The following is a 20,842-nucleotide window of genomic DNA, read 5'->3' as shown; positions in this document are numbered from 1 at the left end:
CCGTCGCATCGGCGGTCTTGAAATGTGACACATCGTTGAAAGAGGTCTGACATGACCCATAAAATCGCAATTCTGGGCGCATCCGGCTATACCGGAGCTGAATTGGTGCGGCTGATCGCCGAGCATCCGAACATGGATATCGTTGCCCTGTCAGCCGAGCGTAAGGCAGGTCAGTCCATGGCGCAGGTATTCCCTCATCTGCGGCACATGGATTTACCGGAGCTGTGCAAAATCTCGGAAATTGATTCCTCACAGGTTGATCTGTGTTTTTGTGCCTTGCCGCATAAAACCAGTCAGGAAGTTATTCGTGACCTGCCCAACACACTGAAGATCATTGATCTGTCTGCCGATTTCCGGCTGAGCGATCCCCAGGAGTATGAAAAGTGGTACGGTAACCCGCATTCTGCGCTCGCGCATCAGGACGAAGCGGTTTACGGGCTGACTGAGTTCTACCGGGATGAAATCCGTGGCGCGCGGCTGGTTGCTGGCACGGGATGCAACGCGGCGACCGGGCAATATGTGCTGCGGCCTCTGATCGCCGCTGGTGTGATCGATCTGGACGATATCATTCTGGACCTGAAATGCGCGGTGTCCGGAGCCGGGCGGTCGCTCAAGGAAAACCTGCTTCATGCAGAACTTAGCGAAGGTGCGAACGCTTATGCGGTTGGCGGCACCCACCGGCATTTGGGTGAGTTCGATCAGGAGTTCTCAAAACTCGCAGGACGTACGGTGCATGTGCAGTTTACACCTCATCTGATCCCCGCAAACCGGGGGATTCTGGCCACGTCCTATGTGAAGGGTGATCCGCAGAGCGTTTATGAAACGCTTGTATCGGCTTACGAAGCCGAACCCTTTATCGAAGTTTTACCCTTTGGCGAAACGCCGTCTACCCATCATGTGCGGGGGTCGAATTTCTGCCATATCGGCGTTGCCGGAGATCGGATCGAGCGCCGCGCTATTGTTGTGGCCGCCCTGGATAACCTGACAAAAGGTAGCAGCGGACAAGCCTTGCAGAACGCCAACCTGATGTTAGGTGAACCTGAAACCACTGGCCTGATGATGGCCCCATTGTTCCCGTGAGGACGCGATGAAAACGCTCAAGAAACGCCGTCGTATTCAAGTAATAGCCCTTGCTGTCGTTGCGTTGGTGCTTTCGACGGTTTTGATCGGGTATGCCATGAAGGACGGCATCAACTTTTTCCGCTCACCCAGTCAGGTGATTGCCGAGCCACCGAAACCATCCGAAGTGTTCCGTATAGGCGGGCTGGTCGAAGAGGGTTCTATCGTACGCGGACAGGGCGAGACGGTGCGATTTGTTGTCACGGATGGCGGCGAGAGTGTCGCGGTGTCATTCAAGGGTGTGCTGCCGGATCTGTTCGCTGAAAACCAGGGTATGGTCGGCACTGGCAGCTATGTGAATGGTGTGTTTGAAGCCACTGAAATTCTGGCGAAGCATGACGAGACCTATATGCCGAAAGAGGTCGTGGACGCGCTCAAGGAACAAGGCGTTTACCAGGAACCGGGTGAGGGCTGAACGCAGCTGCGCTGCGTGCCTCCGGCGGAGGTATTTTTAAACAAAAGAATCGAGGGTGTTGCGCTGTTGCGGCAGGCAGCGCCCTTTTTGTTTGCGTCAATTTAATGGGTTTTCCCGACGGTTCCGGTGGTTGAGCTATGGGGAATGCGATGAAGACGGTACAGCAGATTGCACGAGAAATAGTGGCGCGCGAAGGAGGGTTTGTGGATGATCCCGATGATCCGGGTGGAGCGACTAAGTTTGGCGTTACAATTCACACAATGCGCCGATTGGGTCTGGATCTGACCGGGGATGGCGTGGTGGATCGGGCTGATGTCAATGCATTGAGCAGGTCTCAGGCGGTCAGGATTTTCGTGACCCATTATTATGAAAAACCGGGGATAGGCAGGGTGCCCAAGGTTTTGCAGCCGTCGCTGTTTGACATGTACGTCAATGCGGGGGCGCAGGCGGTGAAAACGCTTCAGCGTCTGCTGCGCGAGATGGGGTTCGACATAGCGGTTGACGGTGCGATTGGTCCCAAGACCGAGACAGCAGCGCATGACGCGGCTAGGCCAGAGCCCATGTTGCTTAGGGATGCCTATGGGATCGCGCGACGTAACTATTATTTCGCGCTGGCTGACAGGCGGGAACCGCTGCGGAAATTTGCGCGGACGCGGGCAGGTGGCAAAGGCGGCTGGATACGGCGCGCGGAAGAGTTTCTTTCGCCTAAATACCATCTGAATACGGCAGAATTTGATATGAGAGTCGCGTCATGGGGCTGATATCGGGGCTTTTTGAGATGTTGTTCGGCGGTGGTCGCAATGTTGTCCGCGAAACGGCTGAGGTATTTCGCGAAAACGCCGATAAGGCAGCTGAGCGGGAGGTAACGTTGCGGGACCAGGCGATGACGCAGTATGCCGCCGAATTTCGGTCACCCCGCAAAGGCGTGTTTGATCGATTTGTAGACGGGTTAAACCGTCTGCCGCGCCCGGCGCTTGCCCTGGGAACGCTGGCATTGTTTGTGGCGGCGATGATCGACCCGTTGTGGTTTGCCGCGCGGATGCAAGGAATCGCTCTGGTACCCGAACCGTTATGGTGGTTGCTGGGTGTGATTGTGTCTTTCTATTTCGGCGCACGGCATCAGGCCAAGGCGCAGGATTTTCAGCGTGAAATCGGTTCGACTTTACTGCATGTGCCTGCAGTTCATTCCAACCTTGAGGCGCTTGCGCAATTGCGGGGCAACAGTCCGCGCGTCGCTGACGCTACTCAGACGAGTGACGCGGTTGAAGGAGATGTGGATATGAACCCTGCATTGGAAGACTGGAAGCGTTTACGCCGCGCCTGACCGCGACACTATGTTCGCGGCGCGCGGGCGAATGTGAATGGCGCTGGTCAGGCGTGGGCGGTATATTCCGGAACATGATAACAGAGCTCGGCCATTTCGCACTGATCCTAGCGTTTCTTGTTGCCATCGTTCAAAGCGTGGTGCCCCTTATCGGGGCGGCCAGACGTTGGACTGGATGGATGGCATTTGCGGAACCCGCTGCAATCGCGCAGTTCCTGCTGACGGCGTTTTCCTTTGGCGCACTCATGTGGGCCTTTGCATCCTCGGATTTCTCGCTGCGGATCGTGGTCGAGAATAGCCACTCGCTGAAACCGATGATCTACAAGATCAGCGGAACTTGGGGCAATCACGAGGGGTCCATGCTGTTGTGGGTTCTGATCGTGACTATATTCGGGGCCATGGCAGCGGCCTTTGGTAGCGGTCTGCCTCCAACGCTCAAGGCGCGGGTGTTGGCCGTTCAGGGGGCGATTGGTGTCGCTTTCTTTGCCTTCATCCTGTTTACTTCCAACCCGTTTGATCGTCTGGCCGTTCCGCCCTTTGACGGGCGCGATCTGAATCCATTGCTGCAAGACCCGGGCCTCGCGTTTCATCCACCGTTTCTGTATCTGGGCTATGTTGGGCTGAGCATGGCATTCAGCTTTGCCGTAGCCGCGCTGATCGAGGGGCGCGTGGATGCGGCATGGGGGCGCTGGGTGCGGCCCTGGACGCTGGCAGCCTGGATTTTCCTGACAATCGGTATCGCACTGGGATCATGGTGGGCGTATTACGAGCTTGGCTGGGGTGGGTTCTGGTTCTGGGATCCGGTCGAAAATGCCTCGTTCATGCCATGGCTATTGTCAGCGGCCCTTTTGCATTCGGCCATTGTCGTTGAAAAGCGAGAAGCGCTGAAAAGCTGGACCATCCTGTTGGCGATCATCGCATTCGGGTTCTCACTGATCGGGACATTCATAGTACGCTCTGGTCTGCTGACGTCGGTTCATGCTTTTGCCAATGATCCCGAGAGGGGCGTGTTCATCCTGATAATTCTGGTGATTTTCATTGGCGGTGCGCTGACTTTGTTTGCTGCGCGGGCACAGGTGATGGAGGCGAAGGGGGTGTTTGGCGTTGTCAGCCGCGAAAGCGGGCTGATCCTGAACAATATCCTGTTAGCCGTCAGCTGTCTGGTGGTGTTCTTCGGAACCATGTGGCCCATGGTGGCCGAGATGATGCTGGAACGGAAACTGTCGGTTGGTCCTCCGTTCTTTAACCTGGCCTTTACGCCATTCATGATCGCACTGGGTTTGATGCTACCTGTCGGGGCAATGCTGCCATGGAAACGTGGCAAGCTGGGCCGTATCACGTGGTCGCTGCGCTATGCCTTCGTGCTGGCGGTTGCGCTGGCGGTTCTGGTCTGGGTTCTTCAAACCGGGCGCAGTGCCCTTGGGCCAGTTGGCCTGTTTCTTGGGGCCTGGATCACATTTGGTGCCATCGTTGATTTGTGGAGCCGCACAGGTCGGTCCAGAAACCTTGCCCGTTTGTTCCGCTTGCCCGGGGCAGACTGGGGCAAGGCGGTCGCTCATGCCGGTCTTGGTGTCACCATGTTCGCCATCGCCGGTCTTACCGCGTGGGAGGTTGAGGATATTCGCGTCGCCCAACCCGGGCAGCCATTCCAGGTTGGTCAGTTCACTCTGACCCTGCAGGATGTGCGCCGGGTGCAGGGCCCGAACTATTTCTCGACCACCGCAGATGTAAGTGTCGAGGAAGGCGGACGACAGATCACGACCTTGCATCCGGAAAAACGCGACTATCCAGTGGCGCGGATGCCCACAACCGAGGCTGCAATCGACTATCGATTTCTGCGTGATCTTTACGTCGTGATCGGAGATCAACAGGCCGACGGCGGGTGGGTGATGCGGACGTATATCAAACCTCTGGCGAATTGGATTTGGGGCGGGTGCATTCTGATGGCATTGGGTGGTGCACTCAGCTTGTCTGACCGGCGGTTCCGGGTTGCCGCCGGTGCACGCAAATCTCCAAAAAGCGGGGTGCCTGCGGAATGAAGCGCATCACCCTGATCCTGTTTCTGCTTGCCACTCAGGCATTTGCGGTTCAGCCGGACGAGATTCTGGACGACCCTGAGCTTGAGGCGCGAGCGCGGGACATCAGCGCCGGTCTGCGTTGTCTGGTCTGCCGCAACGAAAGCATCGATGAAAGCAATGCGGAACTTGCCCGTGATCTGCGTATCCTGCTGCGTGAAAGGCTGGTGGCCGGGGATACTGACAAAGAAGCAGTGGATTTCATCGTCGACCGCTATGGCGAATATGTATTGCTAAAACCGACCAGTTCGGGGGCTAACATCGTGCTTTGGCTGGCAGGTCCGCTCATGTTGCTGCTTGCCGGGGCGGTTGGGTTCAGCTTTGTTCGCGACCGCTCTGGGGCACAGGCCCAGCCAGACAAGCTAACCCGGGAAGAACAAGACCGTCTGAAGGAAATCCTGAAAGACTGACGCCCAGTTACGCTTTCCGTTCCGTTGATAATGCGTCAGGGTATCTCAAAGCTCTGTGCAGGCGAGGTTTTTCATGGAATACGAAGCGGTCCATCTCGATATTGCCGATGGTTTGGCGGTCCTGACTTTGAACCGGGCGGACAAGATGAACGCGCTGACCACTCAGATGCGGGCCGAAATCACCCATGCGATGAAAGAGGCAGCGCAAAATGCGCGAGCCGTGGTTCTGACCGGCGCGGGAAATGCGTTCTGTTCCGGTCAGGATTTGGGGGATGCATCCAGCACCGGCAATATCGATCTTGGGCGGGCGTTGCGGGATGAGTATGAACCGATGTTGGAATCGGTTTATGCCTGCCCGGTTCCCATCATTGCCGCGGTCAATGGACCCGCTGCGGGGGCAGGGGCTAACCTAGCCTTGTGTGCTGATGTGGTGATCGCCACTGAAAGCGCGTATTTCCTACAGGCTTTCGCCCGGATCGGCCTGATCCCGGACGCGGGCGGTACTTGGTTCATGCCGCGTCAGATGGGATTCGCCAAGGCGATGGGGGCAGCTTTGTTTGCCGACAAGATCAGCGCGCGTCAGGCAGATGATTGGGGTCTGATCTGGGAGGCCGTTCCCGACGAAGAATTTGAAGCGCATTGGCGCAATCGGGCGGCGTATCTGGCAAATGGGCCCACTGCAGGTTTCTCCGCGATCAAGCAGGCAATCCGGGGGTCATACGACAAAACACTGCGGCAACAGCTCGAGGTCGAGGCGGATTTGCAGGAACATTGCGGACACACACGGGATTTTGCCGAAGGCGTGGTCGCCTTTCTGGAAAAACGACCCCCGAAATTCGAGGGTCGCTAAAAGGACAGCTCAGGCGCGCCTGCGTCGCCGTGTGCGGCGCTCTGGCAGGACGCCAGCGTCTTCGGTTCCATCCGACTCGGACGAAAACGGACCAAGCGCCGCTGTGATCTGATCCAGTGTCGGTCGCAGGCCGCGGGGCATTGTGTCCAGCGCCTCGCGCATTTTGCGCAGATGGGCGGGCATTGTTCCGCAGCAGCCACCGATGATCGAGGCTCCGGCGTTTCTGGCCATGATTGCATACTGGGCCATCAAATCAGGCGTTCCGTCATAGTGGATGTGGCCATCGACGTATTTCGGAATGCCCGCGTTGCCTTTAGAGATCACAGGGCGTTCCGTGCCCTGCGCGGCAAACCCAAGGACCGTTCGCAGAATATCAGATGCGCCGGTGCCGCAATTCGCACCAAATGCAACCGGAGGGTTGGGCAGCGTTTCAACGATCATCGCAAGATCAGCTGATGTCACACCCATCATCGTGCGACCGGCTGTGTCAAAACTCATGGTTCCGCACCATGGCATGTCTGCCAGGGCAAACGCCTCGGCAGCGGCTCGGAATTCCTCGGGTGCGCTGATGGTTTCCAGCCACAGCACGTCGGCTCCGCCCTCTTTCAGGGCTTCGGCTTGTTCGTGAAACATTTCGACGGCATCGCTGTGAGTCAGGCTGCCGACTGGTTCCATGATTTCGCCGGTCGGGCCAACTGATCCGGCTACGATCACGGTGCGCCCTGCCTGATCCGCAACCTCTCGACCAAGCTCGGCACCGATCCGGTTCAATTCAGCGACCCGGTTTTGCGCATCGTGCAGTTTCAGCCGCGCAGCCGTTCCGCCAAAGGTATTGGTCAGAAACAGATCGCTGCCCGCGTCAACCGAGCCTTTATACAGGTCTCGAATCTTGTCCGGGGCCTCAACGTTCCACAATTCGGGTGCGTCGCCCGATTGCAGCCCCATGTTGAACAGGTTGGTGCCGGTTGCGCCGTCCGCCAGAATGGCATCCGTGGTTTCCAGAAGTTTGCTGAGCGCGTTTGTCATAGGAATAGTCCGAAAACAGGCCAATAAGGCCGATCAAAATAGAGATACCCCGTGTCTCACGACCGGGGCATCAAATCAAACTCATAAAACTCATGAAGATCATGAGTTTTCTATGCTAGGTATCAGGTTTCGGCTTCGGCCATGACCTGTTCTTTGGCTTCAACCAGAAGCTCAGCCATCTTTTCGCGGATTTTCTGTTCGTCAGCCAGATCGCCCAGATAGCCTTTTACGGCTTCGACCACATCGTCTTCGCTGACATTCTGCAGGTCGGTGTGCACCAGTTCCTGTCCGTATTTCCGCGCCTGTTCAACGGTTTCACCTTTCAGGGCCGACGCCCATACTGCCATGAACCGATTACGGCGCATCCGGGCGATGAATTGCATCTTTTCATCATGGGCGAATTTGTTTTCAAACGCGGCTTCACGTTCATCAAATGTGGTCATTGGTAGGGGACCCCTTGGATTACATGCTGTTTGATGAAGATATGACGACAGGAGGCGGCAGGTGCAAGGGATTTACACTGCGTCAAAGCCCCTCGGTCCGGTGAACTTGCGAGAAAGCGGGGCTTGCACTATGAGGGCGCCAACGAGAAGGGACTCATTCCCTTTCGCCTGTCTGGAAAGGTCGCTTATGGCGCGTCGCAAGAAGATATACGAAGGTAAGGCCAAGATTCTGTATGAAGGTCCCGAACCGGGCACGATCGTGCAGTACTTCAAGGATGACGCCACCGCGTTCAACGCGGAAAAGAAAGACGTGATCGACGGCAAGGGTGTGCTGAACAACCGCCTGTCCGAGTTCTTCATGACCGGCCTGACCCAGATCGGCGTGCCCAACCACTTTATCCGCCGCCTGAACATGCGCGAGCAACTGGTACGGAATTGCGAGATCGTGCCGCTGGAAGTGATCGTGCGGAATTATGCTGCCGGAACGATGTCAAAACGTCTGGGCATTGCGGAAGGCACGCAATTGCCGCGCCCGATTGTCGAATACTGCTACAAGGACGATTCCCTGGGCGATCCGCTTGTAACCGAAGAACACATCGCGGCCTTTGGCTGGGCCAGCCAGCAGGATATGGACGACATCCTAAGCCTTGCCCTGCGCGTGAATGATTTCATGAGCGGTGTGATGCTGGCGGTCGGCATTCGTCTGGTCGATTTCAAGATCGAGATTGGCCGTGTGTTCGAGGGCGACTATCAGCGCTTGATCGTCGCTGATGAGATCAGCCCGGACAGCTGTCGTCTTTGGGATATCGAGACCGGACAAAAGCTGGACAAGGATGTGTTCCGCCGCGATCTAGGGAGCCTGACGGACGCCTATTCCGAGGTTGCGCGCCGTCTTGGGGTTCTGCCGAAAACCAACGTCACAAAACCGACGCTGATCAACTGACCCTGTCCTGCTAGGGCAGGGTTGTCCGATACGTCCAAGCGGGGTATCCCGCGCACAACGAAACGGACCGGCAAGCGGTCCACGACTGGAGTTCTCAAGATGAAGGCACGTGTGCATGTGATGCTCAAGAACGGGGTGCTTGACCCGCAGGGCGAGGCGGTGCGACACGCATTGGGTGCGATGGGCTTTGATCAGGTCGAGGGTGTGCGTCAGGGCAAGGTGATCGACCTTGAACTGGCAGAAGGCGCAACCGAGGCCGATGTGACCGAGATGTGCGAAAAGCTTTTGGCCAATACGGTCATCGAACGTTACGAGATCGAACTGGTCTGAGGGTTCCAAGTCAAGGAGGGTCCGCCATGCGCGCCGCCGTCATCGTATTTCCCGGGTCCAACTGTGACCGCGATCTTGCCGTTGCTTTCGAACAGGCCGGGTTCTCGGTCGATATGGTTTGGCACAAGGATGCCACGCTGCCCGAGGGCGTTGATATCGTCGGTGTGCCAGGTGGTTTTTCATATGGTGACTATCTGCGCTGCGGTGCAATCGCCGCCCAGTCGCCGATCTGCAAAGCGGTCGCTGAGCACACCGAGCGTGGTGGATATGCCTTTGGGGTTTGCAATGGATTTCAGGTTCTGACCGAAACCGGCATTCTTCCCGGTGCGCTGCTGCGTAATGCAGGGTTGAAATACATCTGCCGCACGGTCGGTCTGAAGGTTCAGACCAGCAACAGCGCCTTCACTGCAGGGTACAACGCAGGCGAGGTAATCGATATTCCGATCGCGCACCACGACGGCAACTATTTTGCCGACGACGAAACGTTGGCCGAGTTGAAGGATCAGGATCGAATCGCATTCACCTATGCCGAGAATCCGAACGGTTCGCGCGACGATATCGCCGGAATTCTATCGCACAACCGGCGCGTGTTGGGGATGATGCCACACCCTGAACGGGCGGCGGATTCGGGCCACGGCGGCACCGATGGGGCGGCGCTCTTCCGCGCATTGTCAGGTGTCCTGACGCCGGCGTGACTTGAGGTCATCGTCGCAGGCGCGTAGCGTCAGGAAATGAGTTCAGACGTTCAATCAGACGGCCCCGGTTTCTTAAAACGGCTCCGAGGGGCGCCACTTGGCTGGCGCCTGCGTCTGGCTATTGCGGTGTTGCTTGTTGCCACTGTATCGACCGTCTGGGTGACGAACAGTCTGCTCACAAGCCGGTTTACTGAATCCACCCGTAACCGGGCCGAATTGCGTCTGGCTCTTTATTCCGGCAATTTGCTGAGCGAATTGCGCCGCAACGCCATTGTGCCTCAGTTGCTGGCGCGGGATCCGACCTTGATTTCGGCGCTACAATCCAGCGACTATACCCTGTCCAGCCAACGATTGATTTCCTTTGTCGAAGAAATTGGTGCTGCATCGCTAGTCTTGCTGGACGGTGACGGGTTGACGGTCGCTGCAACGGACCGCAATCGCCTGCAGGAAAGCCACCGCAATACGGCGTATTTCATTGATGCCATCCGGTCGAACGCCACGATTTTCTCGGTTATCCCAACTGAATCCGGGGCCTACAGTTTTGTCTACTCGCGGCGCATCGAGGCCAATTCAGAAATCCTCGGCGTGATTGTGGTCGAAGTCGACCTGCAAAAGTTCGAGCGCGCCTGGGCTGGCATTTCGGACGCAGTCATGGTCACCGACAGCACTGGCGCGATCATCCTGTCGACCGAACCTCAATGGCGTGGTTTGGATGAGCAAGCTGCAATGCTGCGGCAGCCACCTCAGGGCGCCATTCAGCGCGCGATCCGGGCGACCACCGACTGGACGGCTCTGCCGCCGGATGCCTATCTGCAGGGCGAGGCGGTGATGCGGATGGAAACGCGTATTCCTTTCCGTGGTTGGCAGATGACGTCGTTCACAACCTATTCCTCGATCCGGGAAAAGGTGAACAGCGTGCTGGCGTTGGAAATCATGGGTTTTGCGATTCTTCTGGCGCTGGCCTTCTATGCACTCAGCCGCAGGGCAACCTTGCGTATGACGTTGTTCCAGCGCGAGTCGGCGGAGCTTCGCGCACTGAATGCCCGACTACAGCGGGAAATTGCTGAGCGCGAAAGGGTTGAAAAGACGCTGGAAGTTGCTGAACAGACCCTTGCCCAAAGCTCCAAACTCGCGGCTCTTGGTGAGATGTCTGCGGCGGTCAGTCACGAACTGAATCAACCGCTGGCTGCGATGAAAACCTATCTTGCCGGCGCCCGTCTTCTGCTGCGCCGCGACAGATCCGAAGAGGCGCTTGCCAGCTTTGGCCGCATCGACGGGTTGATTGAGCGGATGGGTGCGATCACGCGGCAGCTGAAATCCTATGCTCGCAAGGGTGCGGACGCGTTTTCCCCTGTAAATCTTGGCGAAGCACTGGCTTCGAGCTTGTCGATGATGGAACCGCAGCTGAGGCAGCGCCATGTCAAGATTACGCAGATTTTACCCGAAGAACCTGTTATAGTGATGGGGGATCGGATGCGGATTGAGCAGGTGATGGTCAACCTGTTGCGTAACGCATTGGATGCCACCAAATCAGTCGCAGAACCGGATGTGGAAATCATCCTTGCGGCGGGGGACACGGCGGTATTGACCGTTCGGGACAACGGCCATGGTATCGAAGACATCGAGAACCTGTTCGAGCCGTTCTACACCACCAAGCGACCCGGTGACGGGGTCGGACTGGGGCTTGCCATCTCGTCCGGGATCGTGAACGACCATGGCGGACGGCTGACTGCGCGCAACGGCCAACACGGCGGCGCGGTGTTTGAGATGCAACTGCCGATACTGGGAAGCGACGGCCTTGAGGCCGCTGAGTAACGAGGAATGAATATGGCACAGGCCATGAAAATCGCCATCGTCGACGACGAACAGGACATGCGCCAATCGATCAGTCAGTGGCTGGCGCTGTCAGGTTACGACACCGAAACCTTTTCGAGCGCCGAAGATGCGCTCAAGGTATTGGGGCCGGAATATCCAGGAATCGTGATTTCCGACATCAAGATGCCGGGGATGGATGGCATTCAGCTGCTGAAAAAGCTGATGGGGGCCGACAGCACCTTACCGGTCATCATGATTACCGGTCACGGCGATGTTCCGATGGCGGTCGAGGCGATGCGGGTTGGGGCGTTTGATTTTCTTGAAAAGCCGTTCAACCCCGATCGTATGTCCGAACTGGCCAAACGCGCCAGCAACGCGCGTCGTTTGACGCTGGATAACCGGGCGCTGCGACGCGAACTGTCTGGCGGCACGCAGATCATGAACAAGTTGATCGGGGCCAGCCCGGTGATGGAGCGTTTGCGTGAGGATATTCTGGATCTGGGGCAGGCGGACGGTCATGTTCTGATCGACGGTGAAACCGGTACCGGAAAGACGTTGGTTGCACACGCGCTGCATGCAGTCGGCAGTCGGGCGGGTAAGAAATTCGTTTTGGTGTCCTGCGCGGCGCTGGAAGAGGACGCGCTGTCGAAACGTCTGTTCGGTCCGATGATGCCCGAAGACACGCAGCTGCCTGCGATCGAGGAAGCGCGCGGCGGCACGCTGGTGCTGGAAGACGTCGAGGCGCTGAGCGATACTCTGCAAGCCCGCTTGCTGAGCGTGATGAATGAGCAGGGAACCCCGGCGGAAACGCGGATTGTGGCGATCTCGAACCTGCAGGAGGCGGGCAAGACCAGCGAGGATGTGCTGCGCCCCGATTTGTTCTATCGTCTGGCTGCGCTGCGCATCACCATGCCGCCTTTGCGGCAGCGGGGCGAAGATATCCTGACGCTGTTTACACGGCTGAGCGAACAGTTTGCCGAGGAATACGGCTGTGATTCACCACAAGTCAGTGCACAGGAGGCGGCGCAACTGCTACAGGCACCGTGGCCGGGCAACGTGCGCCAGTTGATCAACATCGCCGAGCGCGCGGTACTGCAGTCTCGGCGCGGTTCGGGCACGATTGCGTCGCTGTTGATGTCCGATCATGAGGAGATGCAACCGGTCATGACGACCGAAGGCAAGCCGCTGAAAGAGTATGTCGAGGCGTTTGAACGGATGCTGATCGACAACACGATGCGTCGTCACAAGGGTTCAATTGCTTCGGTAATGGACGAATTGTGCCTGCCACGCCGAACGCTGAATGAGAAGATGGCAAAATACGGATTGCAGCGTTCGGATTATTTGTGAGAACAGAAGGGGGCCAGCCCCCCTTGGCCTGCGGCCAATTCCCCCCGAGGTATTTTTTGAACAGAAGAAGGCGCGGCAGTGCGCCTGATTTTGTTGTCGTGCAGTTTGCCCATTGTCTTTTCCACAGGACTGCTTTTATTGTGTCCGAACGGGCCGGGTGAATTTTATGCCCACAAGTCCCGAATCTTTGAGTTTCGCTGTGATGCCGCAGGTGGTGACCTAATCCCACGGGGCAGCGCAGACCGATTGTGCCCTGGAAAGGGCAACTGAACGCCTGACCCCGTGATTTGCGGGCGAAAGGAATAAATGGGCAGGCAGCTATGATATGCGCCTGTCGGAGAAGAACCGCGATGACGCGCGCGCAACGATTGAGTTTACGGGCAGGGGGCCATCGCGCCAGACCTTGCCGCGCGCGGTCCGATATCGCCCGTACAAGACACCACCCCAAAAGCGCCTGTCCGCCCGGACGGGTCAGGACAACGCGTTTGGCGCGGTGCACCAAGGACAAATGGCTAAGAAAATGCTTATCGATGCCACCCACGCGGAAGAAACCCGCGTCGTGGTGGTCGACGGAAACAAGGTTGAGGAATTTGACTTTGAATCCGAAAACAAACGCCAGCTTGCTGGCAACATCTATCTTGCAAAAGTAACTCGGGTTGAACCGTCGCTGCAGGCGGCCTTTGTTGACTATGGCGGTAACCGGCACGGGTTTCTGGCATTTTCCGAGATTCATCCCGACTATTACCAGATCCCCGTCGCCGACCGTGAGGCGCTGATGGAGGAGGAGCGCGCCTATGCCGAGGCGATGAAAGCGCGCGATGAGGCTGAGGAAGCAAAGCCCAAAAAACGCAGGTTGCGCTCGCGGTCGAAAGCTGCGGATGTGAAATCGGACGATCCGGTAGAAACGCTGGAAGTTTCGACTGAGCCCACCGGCATGGAAACCATCGATCTTGATGACGGCGATGAAGCGGAGGTGCCCGAGGGGACCTCTCCGATGGAGATCGTTGCCGAGACACCGGTGGAGGAACCCGACGAGGGTGATGCGCCTGCAGCTGAGGACGCGCCTGCCGAGGACCCAGCGACGGTTGAGGTCGAACAGCCTGCGGAAACATCGGTTGAAGTATCCGAAGAGGTACCTACCGAAACGGCGGAAGCGTCTGAAGACGAACCGGCTGAAGAGGCTGAGGCAAAATCTGAAGAAGAAGCAAAAACCTCCGACGACGAGCCGGACGCCGAAGGTGGTGCCGAGAGCAAGGGGGCCGATGCGTCCTCGAAAGATGATACGATCGAATCCGTGGCTGACGAGGATGACAGCGAGGATATTCGCCCGCCGCGCAAACCGCGTCCGCGCCGGTATAAGATCCAGGAAGTCATCAAGGTGCGCCAGGTGCTGTTGGTGCAGGTCGTCAAGGAAGAACGCGGCAACAAGGGTGCGGCGCTGACTACATATCTGTCGCTGGCCGGACGTTACTGTGTGTTGATGCCGAACACGGCGCGCGGTGGCGGGATCAGCCGCAAAATCACCAACGCGGCGGACCGGAAAAAGCTGAAGGACATCGCCTCGGAGATTGATGTGCCGACGGGTGCGGGCCTGATCGTGCGTACCGCCGGGGCCAAGCGGACGAAATCCGAGATCAAGCGCGACTATGAATATCTGCAACGCATGTGGGAGCAGATTCGCGAACTGACGCTGCAATCCATCGCGCCTGCGAAGATCTACGAGGAAGGCGACCTGATCAAACGGTCGATCCGAGACCTCTATAATCGCGATATCGATGAGGTTCTGGTTGAAGGTGAGGGCGGGTATCGCATCGCCAAGGACTTCATGAAAATGATCATGCCGTCCCACGCCAAAAACGTGAAACGGTACGAGGACGCGCTGCCTCTGTTCGCGCGCTATCAGGTGGAAAGCTATCTGGCGGGAATGTTCAACCCGACCGTTCAGCTTAAATCTGGCGGTTATATCGTGATTGGCGTAACCGAAGCATTGGTTGCGATCGACGTGAACTCGGGACGGGCCACAAAGGAAGGCTCGATCGAGGAAACAGCACTAAAGACCAATCTGGAGGCCGCTGAAGAGGTGGCGCGCCAGTTGCGCCTGAGGGATCTTGCCGGTCTGATTGTCATCGACTTCATCGATATGGATGAGCGCAAAAACAACTCGGCTGTTGAGAAGCGTCTGAAAGACAAGCTGAAAACGGATCGTGCGCGCATTCAGGTTGGCCGGATTTCGGGCTTTGGTCTGCTTGAGATGAGCCGCCAGCGCCTGCGCCCCGGCATGATCGAAGCGACCACGCAGCCGTGTCCGGCCTGTCATGGCACCGGTCTTATCCGGTCCGACGACAATATGGCGCTGTCGATCCTGCGTCAGATCGAAGAGGAGGGCACCCGCCGTCGCTCGCGCGAGGTTCTGGTGCGCTGCCCTGTCAGCATTGCCAACTTCCTGATGAACCAAAAGCGGGAACATATCGCGCAGATCGAAGCGCGTTATGGTCTGTCGGTGCGGATCGAAGGCGATGTGCATTTGGTCAGCCCCGATTTCTCGATGGAGAAGTTCAAGACCGCCAGCCGTGTGGTCCCCGAGGCAACTGCGCCTGTGGTGTCTGTCGATGCCTCGCTGATGGATCTGGTGGATTCGAGCGAGGAGGACGAGGCGGAGGAAGATACCGCTGTTCAGGCCGAAGAAGAGTCCAAACCAAAGCGCAAGCGCCGTCGTCGCCGCCGCAAGAAGGGCGGAGGGAACGGAGAAGCCTCCGATGCATCTTCGGAAGATGAAGCGTCGGCAGCATCGGTCGAGGATGGGGCTGCAGACGCTGGCGACGCGCAGACTGCAGATGCGCCAGATGTCGGTGAGGCGACGGAAGAGGCCGAGAAACCTGCCAACACCAAAAAACGCCGTGCCCCGCGTCGTCGAAAGAAAGACGCGGAAGTGGCAGACACGGATGCGACAGCTGAGGCCCAGACGGAAGAACCCGTTCAGGCGGCTGAAGGGCAAGTGGCCGAGTCTGCAGATGCGGGTAAGGAACAACCCTTTGCCGATGGTGACGAAGATCCGGCACAGGTGAACGATGCGCCAGCGCAAAGCGCGGAGGCCGAAGAAGGGGCCCCTGACGCAGCACCTGTGGTAGCGGAAGATGATGAGGCCATTGCAGAGCCAGAACCTGCGATTGATGCAGAGCCTGTCTCGGCTGCAGAACCTTCCCAAGAGGAAACTGTGGCTGATGAGGTCGAAGAACCCGTGCTTGAAACCGTCACGGACGAACCTGAACCAGCTCCGGCCAAGCCCAAAAGGCGCGGTTGGTGGTCTTTGGGTCAATAACAATCAAGGCGGACATTGGTCCGCCTTTTTTGTTTAAACGCAAGGGGCATGGAAGGTCAGGATGCCTTGCGGATCACATAGACTTGATGATCCGCTGCGTCTTCGCGCGAGATTAGGGTATGCCCGGCCTCGGAGCAAAAATGCGGCACATCAATGACGGCTGCCGGATCATCCGCCAACACGCGCAAAACCGCTCCGTCAGGCATGGATTTAAGACGTTTGCGTGCCTTGAGGACGGGTAAGGGGCACAACAGGCCAAGCGCATCCAGTGTTTCTGTGTTATCTGTCATGACTTTGGGGATATGTGTTGACTGCGATGCTGTCCAGTATGCAACCACGAGGATGTGACCGATTGGCCCCGTGACGGGGCGGCTTTGATGACATATGTGCTGAACCATGTTTGGAATTGATATCATCGACGCGGGCCTGCTGCCTGCCATGTTCATCGCGATGCTCGGTGGTTTGATTAGCTTCCTGTCGCCTTGCGTTTTGCCCATCGTGCCGCCTTATCTGGCGTATATGAGCGGTGTGTCAATCAACGAGATGCAGGATCAGGCGCGGGCACGACGCAAGGCAACGCTGACCGCGCTTTTCTTTGTGTTGGGGTTGTCTACCGTCTTCTTGTTACTGGGTTTCACTGCTTCGGCCTTTGGGGCCTTTGTGCTGCAGAACCAGGTGTTGTTTGCGAAACTATCCGGTGCGGTGGTGATCGTCTTTGGTCTGCACTTTCTGAACGTATTCCGCATTCCGTTCCTTGACCGCGAGGCGCGGATCGAAACAGGCGATTCAGGTGGCTCGGTCTTTGGGGCATACATTCTGGGTCTGGCTTTTGCGTTTGGCTGGACGCCCTGCATTGGCCCACAGTTGGGGGCAATCCTGTCGCTGGCCGCATCCGAGGCTTCGGTGGCGCGCGGAACGTTGTTGCTGGGCGTCTACGCCGCCGGTCTGGGCATTCCGTTTCTGCTGGCTGCGATGTTCCTTAACCGGTCGATGACGGTGATGAACCGCATCAAGCCCTATATGGGCACTATCGAGAAGGTGATGGGCGGCTTGCTGCTGTTCGTTGGGATCATGCTGATCACAGGCCTTTTCACCGAATTCAGCTGGTGGCTGTTGGAAACTTTCCCGGCACTGGCCAATTTCGGCTAACCCTCTGGTCTTTTTAGCGGATCTGATCTTACCTTGCTGGACTTGCTGCGTTACCCTGAGGCGCAGAGGGCCCGGCAATGAGCAGTCAGAAACCCCATCCCCAGATTTTCCGCCGCCGGGTGTTCTACATTCCGGGCTATGACCCGTTTCCCCCGCGCCGCTATCGCGAGCTCTATCGATCCGAGGGGCGCGCGCAGGCTGAGATTTCCGGCTATTCGGTGAGCGTTTCTCCAAAATCCGGGCAGGAGCCCTATGGCTGGCACGTCACGTCTTTACAGGATGGATTTGAAATTCAATCGGATTTCGAGGTTCTGATCTGGTCCGATATCGTGCGTAACAGCATGGCGCGATCCACTCCGGCGACCTATCTGCAATTGGGGCGAACCGCGTGGACCTACATCTCGACAGGGACACTTGCGCGTCTGATGCGGTTGCGCAAAGGCCCGGTGATCGCGGCGCTGTATCCGGTTGCGATGCTTTTGTTTCAGTTGCTGATTGCCGTACTGGTCGCATTCGCTGCTGTTGCCGTGCTTTCACCCATAATGGGGTCGCCGTCCTATGCAGTTGGCTTGGTACTAGGTTACGGCCTGTTGCTTTGGTTCCGACGCATCGACAACCGTTTGTTTGCGTATTACCTGATGCATGACTATGCGCATTCGGCCCGATGGCTGGGCGCCGTTTCCCCTGAAATGAACGCGCGACTTGTCCAGTTCAGCAATCGTGTCGAACAGGCCCTGAAAACCGATGTGGATGAGGTTCTGATCGTCGGTCACAGTTCAGGCGCGCATCTGGGTGTCATGGTGCTGGCCGAGGTTCTGCGCAATCGCACTGGGCAGGGGCCTGCTCTGTCTTTTCTGACCCTTGGTCAGGTGGTCCCGATGGTCTCTTTCCTGCCCAAGGCGCATCGATTGCGGCGCGACTTGCGTGATGTTTCAGAAAATCACGATCTGACATGGGTCGATGTTTCCGCCCCCGGAGACGGGTGTACCTTTGCCCTTTGCGACCCGGTCGCCGTAAGCGGCGTTGCGGGGCCGGTCAAGCAATGGCCTCTGATTCTGTCAGCGGCCTTTACACAGACCCTTTCTGCAGAGAAATGGAAATCGCTGAGGTGGCGGTTCTTTCGACTGCATTTTCAATATCTGTGCGCGTTCGACCGCCCTGGGGATTATGATTACTTCCGCATCACGGCGGGGCCTGTGCCTTTGGCTCGACGATACGAAGGGCGCGCGCCTTCAAAGTCCCGGATCACGCGAACGGTATCCAGATACACATCGGTGCAGCCATGACGCCGCCCAAACCAAAAGCTCGGGCAGATAAGGTATCGCTATGGCGATTTGGGAAACTGTTTCGACAGGATGTGCTGTCTGCGCAGCCTCAACGCCTGTATCGGGCTTGGATGGCCGAGTTTCGAACGCCATTCTTTCGATCTTATCTTGTCAACCAACCCGAACTGATCGATCTGGTTCTAAAGCAACGCCCAGACGACTTTCCCAAATCCAGCCGCATCAGCGAGGGATTGCGCCCATTGCTGGGTAATTCGGTCTTTTTGACCAATGGAAAGACCTGGAAGCGGCAACGGCGTATAATAGATCCCGCTTTTGAAGGCGGACGCTTGAAAGATACCTTTCCAGCCATGCTTGCAGCTGCAGAAGCATGTGTCGAACGCCTGCAGGCAAAGGTCGGCGCTGAGGTGGAATTCGAAGAGATCACCAGCCACGTTGCGGCAGATGTGATCTTTCGCACCCTGTTTTCGGTTCCGATTAACCACGAGATCGCCGCGCAGGTGTTCGAAAAATTCCGTGCATACCAGCGAGAGCAACCTCTTTTGAATATCGCAGCGTTCTTACCTTTGCCGCGCTGGATGCCAAGGTTTCATTCACGAAACACCAGAGAAACGGCGCGGGACATTCGTGACCTGATTGCGCGGTTGACTTCTGAAAGGGCCAAGTTGATTGCGGCCGGGACGGCGCCAAATGATCTGGCTACGAAGATCATGACCACTGCGGACCCTGAAACCGGGCGTTGTCTTGAGACCGAAGAGATGATCGATCAAGTCGCCATTTTCTTTCTGGCCGGTCACGAAACCAGCGCTTCGGCCTTGGCATGGGCCTTGTACCTGCTGGCGCTGTATCCCGAATGGCAAGACCGCGTGTCACAAGAAGCGCAAAGTGCGACGTTCGCATCTGTGTCTGATCTCAAAATCAGTCGCGATGTGTTTCGCGAAGCACTGCGCCTTTATCCGCCAGTCCCGATGATGGTGCGGCAAACCACCTGTCCCGAGACGTTTCGGGCGCGCAATGTGCGCAAGGGCTCTCAGATCGTGCTCAGCCCATGGCACCTGCATCGGCACGAGCGCTTGTGGGAGCGGCCGGATGAGTTTGATCCCGGGCGATGGCAAACCGAAAATGGCAGAACCTGCCAGCGATCCGCGTATATGCCGTTCTCTGCTGGGTCTCGGGTTTGTACGGGTGCAGGTTTCGCCATGGTCGAGGGACCGCTGATTCTATCACAGCTCATGCGTCAATTCAGAATTGAAACAATCCCCGACAAAACCCCGGTTCCGGTCGCGCATCTGACTGTGCGATCCAAGGATGGGATTTGGTTGCGCCTTAGTGGGCGCTAACAAACTACCATCGCAGAACGCCATGTTGTATGCGAGGGTTGAAAGCGGAATCAATTTGAACGGGAATGAGTTATGTCCAACGCAGAACAGCGCGCACAGATGACAAATGGTGCAGGTTTCATCGCGGCACTGGATCAAAGCGGTGGGTCAACGCCCAAGGCGCTGGCGCTTTATGGGGTTGAGGCATCGGACTATGGTTCGGACGAAGAGATGTTCGGCGAAATCCAGAAGATGCGCGCCCGGATCATTCTGGCCGACGATTTCACCAAGGACAAAGTAATCGGCGCCATCCTGTTTGAACGCACGTTGGGCGAACAGATCGATGGCCGCAAAGTTGCAGATTACCTGTGGTCGGTAAAAGGCATCGTTCCCTTCCTGAAGATCGACAAAGGTCTGGAAGACACCGCCAATGGTGTTCAGTTGATGAAACCAATCCCCGGTCTGGCGGATACACTGGCCAAGGCGGACGGCGTTTTCGGAACCAAGGAACGTTCAGTGATTCACGAAGCAAATGCCGAAGGCATCGCCGCTGTCGTGGCGCAGCAGTTCGACGTGGCCCGTGAAGTCACCAATGCGGGCATGGTCCCGATTGTCGAGCCCGAGGTCAACATCCACTCGGAAACCAAAGCCGAGGCCGAGGATATTCTGAAGGCTGAGATCCTGAAAAACCTCGACCAACTGACCGAGGGGCAGGAGGTTATGCTGAAACTGACCATCCCAAGCCAGCCGAACCTGTATGATGCGCTGGCCGATCATCCGCGTGTGCTGCGTGTTGTGGCGCTGTCAGGCGGATACTCGACCGAGCAGGCCTGCAAGCTGTTGGCCCAGAATGGAAAGATGATCGCATCTTTCTCGCGCGCGTTGACGGAAGGTTTGTCGAAACAGCAATCGGATGCTGATTTCAACGCGGCCCTTGGCGGCAATATCGACAAGATCCATCAGGCATCGGTCTGAGGCAT

20 protein-coding genes are annotated in these 20,842 nt (G+C 57.4%); 17 read left to right on the top strand and 3 right to left on the bottom strand.

Translation table 11 applies throughout. The features are described from left to right. The first annotated feature begins 51 nt into the window (after window positions 1-51). From argC to ACR0FG_RS06350, 7 genes are all read left to right on the top strand, one after another. Window positions 52-1,080, top strand: coding sequence for an N-acetyl-gamma-glutamyl-phosphate reductase (gene argC, locus ACR0FG_RS06380; protein WP_480891207.1), 1,029 nt, complete (start codon window positions 52-54; stop codon window positions 1,078-1,080). A gap of 7 nt (window positions 1,081-1,087) precedes the next feature. After that, window positions 1,088-1,534, top strand: a complete 447-nt coding sequence (gene ccmE, locus ACR0FG_RS06375; RefSeq protein WP_170711430.1) for a cytochrome c maturation protein CcmE — start codon at window positions 1,088-1,090, stop codon at window positions 1,532-1,534. 149 nt (window positions 1,535-1,683) lie between these two features. Then, the gene (locus ACR0FG_RS06370; RefSeq protein WP_480891204.1) at window positions 1,684-2,295 is read left to right on the top strand and encodes a holin-associated N-acetylmuramidase; all 612 of its coding nucleotides are present in this window, start codon (window positions 1,684-1,686) and stop codon (window positions 2,293-2,295) included. Beyond that, window positions 2,286-2,858, top strand: a complete 573-nt coding sequence (locus ACR0FG_RS06365) for a holin family protein (protein WP_480891203.1) — start codon at window positions 2,286-2,288, stop codon at window positions 2,856-2,858. The genes ACR0FG_RS06370 and ACR0FG_RS06365 overlap by 10 nt, the downstream gene beginning before the upstream one ends. Before the next feature lie 74 nt (window positions 2,859-2,932). Further along, window positions 2,933-4,897: a heme lyase CcmF/NrfE family subunit gene (locus tag ACR0FG_RS06360; RefSeq protein ID WP_480891201.1), complete on the top strand. Its 1,965-nt coding sequence runs from the start codon at window positions 2,933-2,935 to the stop codon at window positions 4,895-4,897. Next, on the top strand, window positions 4,894-5,343 hold the full coding sequence (locus tag ACR0FG_RS06355) for a cytochrome c-type biogenesis protein (RefSeq protein WP_170711434.1): 450 nt from the start codon (window positions 4,894-4,896) through the stop codon (window positions 5,341-5,343). The genes ACR0FG_RS06360 and ACR0FG_RS06355 overlap by 4 nt, the downstream gene beginning before the upstream one ends. 73 nt (window positions 5,344-5,416) lie before the next feature. After that, window positions 5,417-6,193, top strand: a complete 777-nt coding sequence (locus ACR0FG_RS06350) for an enoyl-CoA hydratase-related protein (protein ID WP_480891198.1) — start codon at window positions 5,417-5,419, stop codon at window positions 6,191-6,193. A 9-nt stretch (window positions 6,194-6,202) separates the two neighbouring features. Here the strand turns inward: ACR0FG_RS06350 and bmt are convergent, their stop codons facing one another. After that, complete coding sequence (gene bmt / locus ACR0FG_RS06345; RefSeq protein WP_170711436.1) at window positions 6,203-7,219, bottom strand: betaine--homocysteine S-methyltransferase; 1,017 nt, start codon at window positions 7,217-7,219, stop codon at window positions 6,203-6,205. Window positions 7,220-7,341: 122 nt separating this feature from the next. Beyond that, on the bottom strand, window positions 7,342-7,662 hold the full coding sequence (locus tag ACR0FG_RS06340) for a DUF1476 domain-containing protein (RefSeq protein WP_170711437.1): 321 nt from the start codon (window positions 7,660-7,662) through the stop codon (window positions 7,342-7,344). Between the two features lie 187 nt (window positions 7,663-7,849). On the opposite strand from ACR0FG_RS06340, the gene purC reads away from it, so the two are divergent. The 6 genes from purC to ACR0FG_RS06310 all read left to right on the top strand — a co-directional run bounded on the left by purC (window position 7,850) and on the right by ACR0FG_RS06310 (window position 16,111). Next, window positions 7,850-8,605: a phosphoribosylaminoimidazolesuccinocarboxamide synthase gene (purC, locus tag ACR0FG_RS06335; protein ID WP_170711438.1), complete on the top strand. Its 756-nt coding sequence runs from the start codon at window positions 7,850-7,852 to the stop codon at window positions 8,603-8,605. Window positions 8,606-8,704: 99 nt separating this feature from the next. Continuing rightward, window positions 8,705-8,935, top strand: coding sequence for a phosphoribosylformylglycinamidine synthase subunit PurS (gene purS / locus ACR0FG_RS06330; protein ID WP_170374301.1), 231 nt, complete (start codon window positions 8,705-8,707; stop codon window positions 8,933-8,935). A gap of 26 nt (window positions 8,936-8,961) precedes the next feature. After that, window positions 8,962-9,630 (top strand): phosphoribosylformylglycinamidine synthase subunit PurQ, encoded by a 669-nt coding sequence (purQ, locus tag ACR0FG_RS06325; RefSeq protein WP_480891195.1) that lies wholly within the window; start codon window positions 8,962-8,964, stop codon window positions 9,628-9,630. A gap of 36 nt (window positions 9,631-9,666) precedes the next feature. Beyond that, complete coding sequence (locus ACR0FG_RS06320) at window positions 9,667-11,445, top strand: ATP-binding protein (RefSeq protein WP_170711440.1); 1,779 nt, start codon at window positions 9,667-9,669, stop codon at window positions 11,443-11,445. A 12-nt stretch (window positions 11,446-11,457) separates the two neighbouring features. Beyond that, on the top strand, window positions 11,458-12,792 hold the full coding sequence (locus ACR0FG_RS06315; RefSeq protein ID WP_170711441.1) for a sigma-54-dependent transcriptional regulator: 1,335 nt from the start codon (window positions 11,458-11,460) through the stop codon (window positions 12,790-12,792). A gap of 508 nt (window positions 12,793-13,300) precedes the next feature. Further along, window positions 13,301-16,111 carry an Rne/Rng family ribonuclease gene (locus ACR0FG_RS06310; RefSeq protein WP_480891495.1) on the top strand — a complete coding sequence of 937 codons (2,811 nt, stop codon included), beginning with the start codon at window positions 13,301-13,303 and terminating at the stop codon, window positions 16,109-16,111. A gap of 56 nt (window positions 16,112-16,167) precedes the next feature. On the opposite strand, the gene ACR0FG_RS06305 is transcribed toward ACR0FG_RS06310, so the two are convergent. After that, window positions 16,168-16,401 (bottom strand): sulfurtransferase TusA family protein, encoded by a 234-nt coding sequence (locus ACR0FG_RS06305; protein ID WP_170711442.1) that lies wholly within the window; start codon window positions 16,399-16,401, stop codon window positions 16,168-16,170. Window positions 16,402-16,507: 106 nt separating this feature from the next. On the opposite strand from ACR0FG_RS06305, the gene ACR0FG_RS06300 reads away from it, so the two are divergent. The 4 genes from ACR0FG_RS06300 to ACR0FG_RS06285 all read left to right on the top strand — a co-directional run bounded on the left by ACR0FG_RS06300 (window position 16,508) and on the right by ACR0FG_RS06285 (window position 20,837). After that, complete coding sequence (locus ACR0FG_RS06300) at window positions 16,508-17,260, top strand: cytochrome c biogenesis CcdA family protein (protein WP_480891190.1); 753 nt, start codon at window positions 16,508-16,510, stop codon at window positions 17,258-17,260. A 77-nt stretch (window positions 17,261-17,337) separates the two neighbouring features. Continuing rightward, the gene (locus tag ACR0FG_RS06295) at window positions 17,338-18,546 is read left to right on the top strand and encodes a hypothetical protein (RefSeq protein ID WP_480891189.1); all 1,209 of its coding nucleotides are present in this window, start codon (window positions 17,338-17,340) and stop codon (window positions 18,544-18,546) included. Next, window positions 18,543-19,883 carry a cytochrome P450 gene (locus ACR0FG_RS06290; RefSeq protein ID WP_480891187.1) on the top strand — a complete coding sequence of 447 codons (1,341 nt, stop codon included), beginning with the start codon at window positions 18,543-18,545 and terminating at the stop codon, window positions 19,881-19,883. The genes ACR0FG_RS06295 and ACR0FG_RS06290 overlap by 4 nt, the downstream gene beginning before the upstream one ends. 72 nt (window positions 19,884-19,955) lie before the next feature. After that, entirely contained in the window at window positions 19,956-20,837 is an 882-nt protein-coding gene (locus ACR0FG_RS06285) for a fructose bisphosphate aldolase (protein WP_170711446.1), read from the top strand. Window positions 20,838-20,842: the final 5 nt, after the last annotated feature.

Source organism: Ruegeria sp. E1 (assembly GCF_056534225.1).
This window is presented reverse-complemented; position numbering and strand designations above follow the sequence as displayed.

What these genes read in the sequence shown, in the direction of transcription:
- purS (WP_170374301.1), top strand. Translation starts at nt 8,705, where the DNA reads ATGAAGGCACGTGTGCATGTGATGCTCAAGAACGGGGTGCTTGACCCG.
- ACR0FG_RS06315 (WP_170711441.1), top strand. Translation starts at nt 11,458, where the DNA reads ATGGCACAGGCCATGAAAATCGCCATCGTCGACGACGAACAGGACATG.
- ACR0FG_RS06370 (WP_480891204.1), top strand. Translation starts at nt 1,684, where the DNA reads ATGAAGACGGTACAGCAGATTGCACGAGAAATAGTGGCGCGCGAAGGA.
- ccmE (WP_170711430.1), top strand. Translation starts at nt 1,088, where the DNA reads ATGAAAACGCTCAAGAAACGCCGTCGTATTCAAGTAATAGCCCTTGCT.
- ACR0FG_RS06290 (WP_480891187.1), top strand. Translation starts at nt 18,543, where the DNA reads ATGACGCCGCCCAAACCAAAAGCTCGGGCAGATAAGGTATCGCTATGG.
- ACR0FG_RS06360 (WP_480891201.1), top strand. Translation starts at nt 2,933, where the DNA reads ATGATAACAGAGCTCGGCCATTTCGCACTGATCCTAGCGTTTCTTGTT.
- purC (WP_170711438.1), top strand. Translation starts at nt 7,850, where the DNA reads ATGGCGCGTCGCAAGAAGATATACGAAGGTAAGGCCAAGATTCTGTAT.
- ACR0FG_RS06305 (WP_170711442.1), bottom strand. Translation starts at nt 16,401, where the DNA reads ATGACAGATAACACAGAAACACTGGATGCGCTTGGCCTGTTGTGCCCC.
- ACR0FG_RS06355 (WP_170711434.1), top strand. Translation starts at nt 4,894, where the DNA reads ATGAAGCGCATCACCCTGATCCTGTTTCTGCTTGCCACTCAGGCATTT.
- bmt (WP_170711436.1), bottom strand. Translation starts at nt 7,219, where the DNA reads ATGACAAACGCGCTCAGCAAACTTCTGGAAACCACGGATGCCATTCTG.
- purQ (WP_480891195.1), top strand. Translation starts at nt 8,962, where the DNA reads ATGCGCGCCGCCGTCATCGTATTTCCCGGGTCCAACTGTGACCGCGAT.
- ACR0FG_RS06320 (WP_170711440.1), top strand. Translation starts at nt 9,667, where the DNA reads ATGAGTTCAGACGTTCAATCAGACGGCCCCGGTTTCTTAAAACGGCTC.
- ACR0FG_RS06285 (WP_170711446.1), top strand. Translation starts at nt 19,956, where the DNA reads ATGTCCAACGCAGAACAGCGCGCACAGATGACAAATGGTGCAGGTTTC.
- ACR0FG_RS06300 (WP_480891190.1), top strand. Translation starts at nt 16,508, where the DNA reads ATGTTTGGAATTGATATCATCGACGCGGGCCTGCTGCCTGCCATGTTC.
- ACR0FG_RS06340 (WP_170711437.1), bottom strand. Translation starts at nt 7,662, where the DNA reads ATGACCACATTTGATGAACGTGAAGCCGCGTTTGAAAACAAATTCGCC.
- ACR0FG_RS06310 (WP_480891495.1), top strand. Translation starts at nt 13,301, where the DNA reads ATGGCTAAGAAAATGCTTATCGATGCCACCCACGCGGAAGAAACCCGC.
- ACR0FG_RS06350 (WP_480891198.1), top strand. Translation starts at nt 5,417, where the DNA reads ATGGAATACGAAGCGGTCCATCTCGATATTGCCGATGGTTTGGCGGTC.
- ACR0FG_RS06295 (WP_480891189.1), top strand. Translation starts at nt 17,338, where the DNA reads ATGAGCAGTCAGAAACCCCATCCCCAGATTTTCCGCCGCCGGGTGTTC.
- ACR0FG_RS06365 (WP_480891203.1), top strand. Translation starts at nt 2,286, where the DNA reads ATGGGGCTGATATCGGGGCTTTTTGAGATGTTGTTCGGCGGTGGTCGC.
- argC (WP_480891207.1), top strand. Translation starts at nt 52, where the DNA reads ATGACCCATAAAATCGCAATTCTGGGCGCATCCGGCTATACCGGAGCT.